The following is a 9,083-nucleotide window of genomic DNA, read 5'->3' on the forward strand; positions in this document are numbered from 1 at the left end:
TTTTGTAATAAAAACGCAAAAAAAAGATCGCTTGATGAGTTTTTCATCAAAAGCGATCTTTTTTAATCAATCCTGCGTAATTTTGCTTAATTTAAACGCAATACTTAGCTTTGTAGTTTGTCTTCTATATATGTATTACTGAAACTGCTCTAAAAAAGCGATAGCGTTTTTATCATCCCAATCAACATAAGTTCTAACGTAAGCGACAAGCTCTCCTTCTTTATTCAAGATAAAGGTCGCTGGTATTGTGTCTAGTGGAAACACTTCACGTAGGTTTTGTCTTGGATCGTAATAAGAGTTAAACGACGCTAGACCAATTGACTCTAAGAATGGACTAACTTGTTTTGTACCTTCAGCATCGATAGAGATTGGCATAAGGACAAATTCATCTTTACTTAGGCTTTGCTCTAATCGGTCTAGTGCTGGTAGCTCTCTTACACAAGGTGGGCACCACGTCGCCCACATGTTGACGATAACGACTTTACCTTTATGCGCTTCAAAATCGACTTCTTTACCTTCTGCATCACTAAAACCTATGTGTGCAATTGGAAAAGGATTCTCAAGTACATTGATTTTATCTAAAGTTGAATTACTAACATGCTGTTGTTGCTTTTCCATTCCAGGATAAGCATTAACAATACCCGTTACGACTAATGCACTTAACACAAGTGCTTTAATCACGGCTTTCATGATTTTTCACCTTCACTTGGTTTTCTTTTTAGCAGCGCCTCGAGTTCTTCTCTTTCTGCTTCAGACATTTCCGGAGCAGCTGTTGATTTACCACGCTGTTTACGAACCACAACCAATGCAACATAAAGTGCGATCAGCATTAATACAAATGGCCCAAGCCATAAAATATAGGTCTTTGGATCTAATCTTGGCTTATATAGTACAAAGTCACCATAACGGCTTGTCATGAAATCAACGATTTCAGCATCACTTTTACCTTCATCTACCATTGTGTAGACTTCAAGTCTTAAGTCCTGAGCAACAGGAGAGTTAGAATCAATTAAGTTTTGATTCTGACACTGTGGACAACGCAATTCATGCGCTAAGCTTAATGCTCGCTTTTGATTATCCGTAGACTTAAATTCATAAGTATCTACTGGAGTTGCCATAACATTGAAAGCCAAAACTAAACTTGCCACAAACCCAGCAAGTATTTTTAATGTTTTCATTCCTATACTCCGTCTTGCTTAGCTTCAGCTTGTAATTGTTGAATCATTGGGTAAAGCGTTTCACTCCAAACATTGCGATCAATCGGACCTGCATAGCGGAAACGGATAATACCGTTATGATCAACAATAAAACTTTCTGGTGCGCCATATACGCCAAGGTCTAAACCTAAACGGCCATCTTTATCAAAAATGTTAATCGCATAAGGATCACCTTCACGGCTTAATTCTCTGATAGCTGGTCCACGCTCGTCACGATAGTTAATACCATAAATCGGTAAAATATCCTGACGGGCTAGCATCATTAAATATGGGTGTTCATATTTACAAGCTGGGCACCACGTTGCCCATACATTGATTAATGACACTTCACCTTTTAAATCCGCTTCCGTTAGTATTTCACCTGGCGTCTCGAGACGTTCAAGTTGGAAAGCCGGTACCGGCTTTCCTTCTAGTGCTGAATCCAGCTTTTGCGGATTTAAGAATAACCCTTGATATAGAAAAACTCCCATCCCCAAAAACAATACCAATGGTATAAACAGCACCAACTTTTTCATATTTTCTCCGATATATTAAGCAGTCGCTAATTTTGCTTGTTCTGCATCATCTTTAGCAGTTTTGGTTTCTTTTACACGGTAGCGTTTATCTGACGCTGCGAGGAAACCACCTACCATCATAAAGATTGAACCAAACCAAATCCAACGCACAAATGGTTTATAGTTAAGACGTACAGCAAATTGAGTCATACTTAATGGGTCGCCCATCGTGACATATAAATCACGGAATAAGCCCCAATCAATACCTGCTTCAGTCATATCCATTGTACGTACATTATATTGACGGCGATCTGGTCGCAATAATGTGACAAACTTGTCATCTTGATAAACTTCTATCTGACCTTGTTGCGCAGTGTAGTTTGGACCAACCACATTTTTAGTTTCAATGTAGTTAAAGGTGTAACCGGCTAACTCTTCACTGATACCAGGCCCCATACGAACACTTTTCTCAATTGAGTAGTTAGATACCATAGTGGCACCCACAATTGAAACAGCAATACCTAAATGAGCAATGATCATACCCATTTCGCTACGGCCCATCTTGTTAATGGTAAATTTGCCGTTTTTATCAGTCAGTAAGTTATAAGCTGCTCTGAAGGTTGCCAATGCTACCCATGTCGCAGCACCAATACCAAATACAACCCAAAGGTTTAATTCGTTACCTGCGATAAACGGTGTTGCAAGGCCTACCACTGCAGCAACGATTGCTGGGATAAGTAACTGACGCTTAATTTCACCCGCTTTAGATTTCTTCCAGCGAATGATTGGACCAATACCCATAAAGCCAAATAGCACTAGTACGATAGGCACGAATACTGAGTTGAAGTATGGAGGTCCTACAGAAATCTTACCCATACCTAATGCATCAATTAGCAGTGGGTATAGTGTTCCAAGTAACACGGTACCAGCTGCAACAGTCAGTAGCACGTTACACACTAATAAAAAGGTTTCTTTAGACTTTAATTCAAATCGAGCTGGGCTACTCATTTCACTTGCTCGCAATGCGAATAAGGTTAAGGAGCCGCCAATCGCCAATCCGAGTAATAGTAAGATAAACATACCACGGCTAGGATCTGCTGCGAATGAATGTACTGAGGTCAATACACCAGAACGTACGATAAAGGTACCAAGTAAGCTTAACGAGAAAGCAAAGATAGAAAGTAATACTGTCCAGTTACGGAAGGCACCACGTTTTTCAGTCACGATAAGTGAATGAACAAGTGCGGTACCAATCAACCAAGGCATAAATGATGCATTTTCAACTGGATCCCAGAACCACCATCCGCCCCAGCCTAGCTCGTAATATGCCCACCAAGAACCAAGAGAGATACCGCCTGTTAAGAATACCCAAGCTGCTAATGTCCAAGGACGTGACCAACGAGCCCATGCAGAATCTAAACGTCCACTCATTAAGGCAGCAATAGCAAAAGCAAAGCTAACAGCAAAACCAACATAACCCAGATAAAGCATTGGAGGATGGAAAATAAGACCCACATCTTGCAACATTGGGTTTAAGTCGCGACCTTCCATTGGAATTGGGAAAATACGTTCGAATGGACTAGATGTTAGAATCATAAATAATGTGAAACCAACAATCACCATTGCAAGTACTGAAAGCACCCGAGCGATGAATACTTCTTCCATGCCTTTACTAAAGGTAGCAACTGCAGCAGCCCAAACCGTTAGTGAAAATACCCAGAAAAGTAATGAACCTTCATGGCCACCCCAAACTGCCGCTATTTTAAAGAAAATAGGAAGTTGTGAGTTGGAGTGATGTGCAACGTATGCCACAGAGAAATCATCAACAGCAAAACTATAGCCTAAGCTGATGACCGAAAGAGTGATAAAAAAGAACATACCGTAACAAATAGGCCAAGCATATCTTACTAGATACTGGTCCTTACGGGCTGCACCAAATAACGGCACGGTCATTAAAAGAATGGCGAAAGCCAAACCGATAATGAGCGAGAAGTGTCCAAGTTCTGGGATCATGGGTATTCCTCAATTTTAAAAAAGTTGCCTTAACCATATAAAAGGTTAAACCAACGCATATATAACATAATGCTTTAAAACAGTGATATTAACATTAGCTAATACGAATTTTGTGTATATTTTAGTAGTTGCTGTTGTTTATGTCTGCCACTTTCATGCAAAACTGGGTGACTTGTCTCATTCTCAAAAAAATGGAGAGTAAAAACACCTAGTTATCAACTGTTCAGCATATGACAGAAAAAGTTCACTTTAGTTTCGTAAGTTTTTTTATTGCTTAATAATCTGTGAACCAGTGCCCAACTATGACGATTCTGGCTCGGTTATATCGTATATTACTGTTCAATGAATCATCTTTACGTATAATCTAGCTCAAGTAAGGCGGCAAATCCGCCCTGTTTTTTCAGCAACCTAAAAGTGAATATTGAAACAATGACCACATTTTGGATATTTATTACTCTTGTCGTAGTAATCAGTTTAATGCTGATTTGGGTACCACATTTTCGTCAGCAAAAAATGTTATCTGCTGAAGAATCAGGCGTGCGTAAGCAAACAAACTTAGAGCTATTTAATGAACGTGCAAGCGTTCTGGAAAAAGAACTCGAAGAAGGCTTACTTGATCAAGCAGAGTTCGATGCACTAAAAAAAGAACTCGAAATTGGCCTTCTACAAGATATGAAGCAAGAAGGCGATGATTCGCTTGATACGAAAATAAAAGCGAAAGGGATCTTATGGCCATCAGTGATGACTATTTGTCTTTTAGCTATTTCTGGATATTTCTATCAACAGCTTGGTGCATATAAAGAGATAGCTAATCCACCACAAGCTGAAGCAAGCCCGCACCAAGGTATGACGAACGAGCAAATCATGGCTCAACGCGTACAGATGATGGAGCAACAAGTTCAAGCAGATCCTGAAAATAGCCAAGCTTGGTTCAGTTTAGGTCATGCATATATTTCAGCTAATCAGTTTGATCATGCTATTGCATCATTTGATAAAGTAATGGAATTAGTTGGTACAGCTGCAGAGTTGCTTGGTCCTAAAGCAACAGCAATGTACTACAAAAATGGCCAACAAATGAATCCTCAGATCCAAGCGCTAGTAGATGAATCATTGGCGTTAGATCCACAGGATCCATCAACATTACTGCTTGTCGGTATGGATTCATTCTTTACAGCTGACTACCAAGCGGCGATTACAGCTTGGCAAACTATCTTAGATAGTGGACGTAGCGATATTGACCGCACAGCAGTAATGAATGCAATTGAATCAGCTAAAATGAGAATTTCTGCTGAAACAGGCGTTATGCCAAATGACAGTAACCATAATCCAATGTCACAAGGGACTTCAGCTAAGACTGTCGATGTAGAGATTGTTATTTCGCCAGAGCTAGCTGATAAAGTCAGTTCAACTGACATGGTGTTTATCTTTGCTCGTTCAACTCAAGGTCCTAAAGTACCACTTGCAGCAACCAAAATTAGCGCAAACAGCCTACCTACTACGGTCACATTAGATGATACAACGTCTATGGGTGGTGATGTTAAGTTAAGCAATGCAGAAAATGTCGAAATCATTGCAGTCTTGTCTAAACACGGTAGCGTTAAAGCTCAAACTGGTGACTTAAAAGGTATTGTAGCTTCTGTAGAAGTCGGTAAAGAAGCGACTCTAACTTTAGATACTGTTGTACAGTAAATTAGTAATCTACTGAATGCGTACTAATTTGTACGCATAAAAAAAACCGGCTATAGGCCGGTTTTTTTGAGTCTGCTAAATATTACTTAGACATAAACTCAATTGCTTTTTGGTAATCTTCATCTGTACAGTCAGTACACATGCCACCTGGTGGCATAGCGCCTTTACCTGTTTTAACAGTACCTACTAATGCATCCATACCAGTAGCTAAACGAGGCTCCCAAGCAGCGGCATCGTGTGCTTTTGGTGCACCAGCAACTCCCATGCTGTGACATACTTGACACGCTTTGTTATAAACAGCTTCGCCATCTTGAGCGAAAACGTTCGAAGACAAAGTCAATGCAGCAACTGCAGTCATTGCTAATAATTTTTTCATGTTCATCGTTCCTAAATGCAAATAAATTCAAAGCTCAATGCCACCTTTCAAGCAGGCAGACTTATTAAATCGTCATCAGATTACTACAAACTTCAATAAAACTCACCTTTTTGTGATAAGAATCTCACCTTCTCATTCAAAATAAGACAATAAACCGATATACAGTAATATATTAGAGAATCATGAAAAAGTTCACATAAGATGTATTTTATTGGAACCACTTCAAATACCTAGCACATAGATGACTTGAATGCTAAACCCTTAATTGTGTTTATGTTAATATTCATTGTGTATTCATCCTCAACTCATTAACGAGGGCTAAGTGACAGACAGCAATCAACAGAAATCGTTAGTCAGGGCAAACGAATTAACTTGTATTCGTGAAGACCGCATTCTCTTTGATCAATTAAGTTTTGAAATTAATGCTGGTGACATTGTCCAAATCGAAGGTCCAAATGGTGCAGGTAAAACCAGTTTACTTCGTATAATTGCCGGATTGTCCCGACCTTACGCTGGCGAAATACAATACATTGATACCGACATTAACCAATGCCGTGACGAATTTAATGAAGACTTACTTTACCTTGGTCATTTAGCAGGTGTTAAAAGTGAGTTAACAGCAGATGAAAACCTTAACTTCAATTTAAGGTTAAGCGGGTATGATGACTTTGATAGTTATGATTTACTCGCAAAAGTTAATCTAGGCGGCTTCGAAGAGGCACTCGCTGGACATTTATCAGCAGGCCAACACAGAAGGACTGCACTAGCACGCCTTTGGCACACTAATTGTCGTATTTGGATTTTAGATGAACCATTTACAGCAATTGATAAAAAAGGTGTGGAAGAGTTGGAACAATTGTTTATCGAACATACTCAAAGAGGTGGCTGCGTAATCATGACCACTCACCAAGACATGAGTCTGATAACCGATGATGTCCTTCGCAAGATCAAATTAGACTATCGTTTCGTATAAGGTACAACAATGAAAAGAGGCATCAGTTACACTCAAGCATTCCTGACATTGTTGCAACGGGATTTAAAAATTGCGGTCAGGCATCGTGGCGATATTTTCAATCCGCTATTATTTTTCGTTTTAGTTGTCACCTTATTCCCATTAGGGATAGGCCCAGAACCTCAGGTTCTTTCTAGAGTTGCACCTGGCATTATCTGGGTTGCAGCGCTACTGGCTTCGATGTTATCACTAGAACGATTATTTAAAGCAGATTTTAATGACGGTAGTTTAGAGCAAATGCTGTTAAGTCCACAGCCTTTGCCTATATTAGTATTATCAAAAGTATTGGCTCACTGGATTTTAACTGGTGTACCATTGATTTTAGTAGCACCACTATTAGCAGTATTGTTGCATTTAGAAAGCAATAGCTATACTGCACTGATACTCACCTTAACAGTGGGAACCCCAGTGCTTTCGCTTCTAGGAGCTATCGGTGTTGCATTAACCGTAGGTTTGAGAAAAGGCGGTGTATTACTTAGCTTGCTAATTTTACCGCTTTATATACCCGTTTTAATCTTTGCAACTAGTGCTATAGATGCAGCAGGATTAAATTTACCTTATACCGGACAACTTGCCATTATTGGTGCAATGTTGGTCGGATCATTAATTATGGCACCATTTGCTATTGGTGCATCATTACGAGTGAGTACAAACTGATATGTGGAAATGGCTTCATTCTTACGCTGATCCAGAGCGTGCATATAAATTAGCAGGAACACTATTACCTTGGTTTGCTTTTTCAGCCATATTGCTGATCAGTGTTGGTACTATTTGGGGCATGTTGTTTGCGCCAATGGATTACCAACAAGGTGAAAGTTTCCGAATTATCTATATCCATGTACCAGCGGCTTCAATGTCAATGGCTGCATACATGGCTATGGCATCAGCTTCATTCGTTGGCATTGTATGGCAAATTAAGACTGCTGACTGGGTTGCTGCTTCAATTGCACCAATTGGTGCAGTCATTACCTTCATCGCATTATTAACGGGTGCATCATGGGGTAAACCTATGTGGGGCACTTGGTGGGTATGGGATGCGCGCTTAACTTCAGAATTAGTTCTACTATTCTTATATCTAGGTGTCATTTCACTATATGCATCTTTTGAAGATAAAGTACTAGCAGCTCGCGCAGCTGGTATTCTAGCAATTGTCGGCGTCATTAATATTCCAATTATTAAGTACTCGGTTGATTGGTGGAGTAGCTTGCATCAGCCTGCAACGATTAAAATTACCGAAAAATCTGCAATGCCGATGGAAATGCTTGCACCACTGCTAATCAATATCTTTGGTTTCGGTCTAATGATTGGTGCAATAACATTAGTGCGCTACAAAGCTGAAATTTTAGCTAGAAATGGTATGCGCCCTTGGGTAAGAGAATTAGCTAAAGCGGAGGCATCGAAATGATACAATTCGAATCTTTCTCAGAATTTTTAAACATGGGCGGCTATGCTTTTTATGTATGGCTGTCATACGGTGTTACGTTCGGCAGTTTAGGAATCTTATTATTCTTAAGCCTTCGCCAAAAAAAGAAAGTCTTACTGGAAATCGCTAAAAAGATGGAAAGAGAAGACCGCCTAAAAGAAACTAGGAGTAGTAGATAGTGAACTCAAGACGTAAAAAAAGACTCACACTTGCCGTTGCATTGATTGCTGGTGTTGCAGGTATTGCTTCATTGCTATTATATGCACTTAACTCAAACTTGAACTTATTCTTTACTCCATATGAAATCGTCAATGGTAAGAAGGATACAGGTGAGAAACCCGAAATCGGCCAACGCATTCGAGTTGGTGGCATGGTAACAGAAGGAACCATGGTTCGTGACCCAAATAGCTTACATGTAGAGTTTGAAATTCATGATGCTTTTGGTGGTGCAATTACTGTCACTTTTGATGACCTATTGCCTGACTTATTCCGTGAAGGACAAGGTATCGTTGCACAAGGTGTGTTGATTAGCGAAGACACTATTGAAGCTACAGAAGTGCTCGCTAAGCATGATGAAAACTATATGCCGCCTGAAGTCGCTGAAGCAATGGGTAAGACCCATGAAAAGCTAGACTATTCAGAACAGAAGCAAACCGAAGGTTATAAATACCAATAATCTCGTTTGAATAATAAAATGCCAATCTCATGATTGGCATTTTTTTTGGCTTAAATTTGGTACTCGATTAGTTTACTTGCACATATAGGTTCATAACTGAGACGACTGATTATTAGAACTATCCAAGCTTTGAACCAGTGAGCCAGTGAGCCAGTGAGCCAGTGAGCCAGTGAGCCAGTGAGC

At 39.8% G+C, this 9,083-nt stretch carries 11 protein-coding genes; 6 read left to right on the forward strand and 5 right to left on the reverse strand.

Annotation, left to right across the window (positions count from 1 at the left end; translation table 11 throughout):
- Positions 1-135: 135 nt before the first annotated feature.
- Genes J8L86_RS20820 through J8L86_RS20835 form a run of 4 tightly spaced genes read right to left on the reverse strand, consistent with a single transcriptional unit; the run spans position 136 to position 3,724 of the window.
- Positions 136-690 (reverse strand): TlpA disulfide reductase family protein, encoded by a 555-nt coding sequence (locus tag J8L86_RS20820; RefSeq protein WP_055026526.1) that lies wholly within the window; start codon positions 688-690, stop codon positions 136-138.
- Entirely contained in the window at positions 687-1,178 is a 492-nt protein-coding gene (gene nrfF / locus J8L86_RS20825; protein ID WP_211031435.1) for a heme lyase NrfEFG subunit NrfF, read from the reverse strand. Before nrfF ends, J8L86_RS20820 begins: the two co-directional genes overlap by 4 nt.
- Positions 1,179-1,180: 2 nt before the next feature.
- Positions 1,181-1,732 carry a DsbE family thiol:disulfide interchange protein gene (locus tag J8L86_RS20830; RefSeq protein ID WP_055026524.1) on the reverse strand — a complete coding sequence of 184 codons (552 nt, stop codon included), beginning with the start codon at positions 1,730-1,732 and terminating at the stop codon, positions 1,181-1,183.
- Between the two features lie 15 nt (positions 1,733-1,747).
- Entirely contained in the window at positions 1,748-3,724 is a 1,977-nt protein-coding gene (locus J8L86_RS20835) for a heme lyase CcmF/NrfE family subunit (RefSeq protein ID WP_080917152.1), read from the reverse strand.
- A gap of 429 nt (positions 3,725-4,153) precedes the next feature.
- On the opposite strand from J8L86_RS20835, the gene ccmI reads away from it, so the two are divergent.
- Positions 4,154-5,413, forward strand: a complete 1,260-nt coding sequence (ccmI, locus tag J8L86_RS20840; RefSeq protein WP_065108932.1) for a c-type cytochrome biogenesis protein CcmI — start codon at positions 4,154-4,156, stop codon at positions 5,411-5,413.
- 82 nt (positions 5,414-5,495) lie between these two features.
- Here the strand turns inward: ccmI and J8L86_RS20845 are convergent, their stop codons facing one another.
- Positions 5,496-5,789: a c-type cytochrome gene (locus tag J8L86_RS20845; RefSeq protein WP_055026522.1), complete on the reverse strand. Its 294-nt coding sequence runs from the start codon at positions 5,787-5,789 to the stop codon at positions 5,496-5,498.
- 322 nt (positions 5,790-6,111) lie between these two features.
- Between J8L86_RS20845 and ccmA the strand changes: the two genes are divergently transcribed.
- The 5 genes from ccmA to ccmE are packed head-to-tail and all read left to right on the forward strand — an operon-like array spanning position 6,112 to position 8,900.
- On the forward strand, positions 6,112-6,762 hold the full coding sequence (ccmA, locus tag J8L86_RS20850; RefSeq protein WP_055026521.1) for a cytochrome c biogenesis heme-transporting ATPase CcmA: 651 nt from the start codon (positions 6,112-6,114) through the stop codon (positions 6,760-6,762).
- A 9-nt stretch (positions 6,763-6,771) separates the two neighbouring features.
- On the forward strand, positions 6,772-7,458 hold the full coding sequence (ccmB, locus tag J8L86_RS20855) for a heme exporter protein CcmB (protein WP_055026520.1): 687 nt from the start codon (positions 6,772-6,774) through the stop codon (positions 7,456-7,458).
- Between the two features lies 1 nt (position 7,459).
- On the forward strand, positions 7,460-8,206 hold the full coding sequence (locus J8L86_RS20860; protein ID WP_055026519.1) for a heme ABC transporter permease: 747 nt from the start codon (positions 7,460-7,462) through the stop codon (positions 8,204-8,206).
- The gene (gene ccmD / locus J8L86_RS20865) at positions 8,206-8,403 is read left to right on the forward strand and encodes a heme exporter protein CcmD (protein WP_055026527.1); all 198 of its coding nucleotides are present in this window, start codon (positions 8,206-8,208) and stop codon (positions 8,401-8,403) included. Before J8L86_RS20860 ends, ccmD begins: the two co-directional genes overlap by 1 nt.
- Positions 8,403-8,900: a cytochrome c maturation protein CcmE gene (gene ccmE, locus J8L86_RS20870; protein WP_055026518.1), complete on the forward strand. Its 498-nt coding sequence runs from the start codon at positions 8,403-8,405 to the stop codon at positions 8,898-8,900. Before ccmD ends, ccmE begins: the two co-directional genes overlap by 1 nt.
- The last annotated feature ends 183 nt before the right edge of the window (positions 8,901-9,083 follow it).

Origin of the sequence: Shewanella sp. MMG014 (genome assembly GCF_018100775.1) — a bacterium.
GTDB lineage: Bacteria > Pseudomonadota > Gammaproteobacteria > Enterobacterales > Shewanellaceae > Shewanella > Shewanella japonica.

What these genes read in the sequence shown, in the direction of transcription:
- J8L86_RS20820 (WP_055026526.1), bottom strand. Translation starts at nt 690, where the DNA reads ATGAAAGCCGTGATTAAAGCACTTGTGTTAAGTGCATTAGTCGTAACG.
- nrfF (WP_211031435.1), bottom strand. Translation starts at nt 1,178, where the DNA reads ATGAAAACATTAAAAATACTTGCTGGGTTTGTGGCAAGTTTAGTTTTG.
- J8L86_RS20830 (WP_055026524.1), bottom strand. Translation starts at nt 1,732, where the DNA reads ATGAAAAAGTTGGTGCTGTTTATACCATTGGTATTGTTTTTGGGGATG.
- J8L86_RS20835 (WP_080917152.1), bottom strand. Translation starts at nt 3,724, where the DNA reads ATGATCCCAGAACTTGGACACTTCTCGCTCATTATCGGTTTGGCTTTC.
- ccmI (WP_065108932.1), top strand. Translation starts at nt 4,154, where the DNA reads ATGACCACATTTTGGATATTTATTACTCTTGTCGTAGTAATCAGTTTA.
- J8L86_RS20845 (WP_055026522.1), bottom strand. Translation starts at nt 5,789, where the DNA reads ATGAAAAAATTATTAGCAATGACTGCAGTTGCTGCATTGACTTTGTCT.
- ccmB (WP_055026520.1), top strand. Translation starts at nt 6,772, where the DNA reads ATGAAAAGAGGCATCAGTTACACTCAAGCATTCCTGACATTGTTGCAA.
- J8L86_RS20860 (WP_055026519.1), top strand. Translation starts at nt 7,460, where the DNA reads ATGTGGAAATGGCTTCATTCTTACGCTGATCCAGAGCGTGCATATAAA.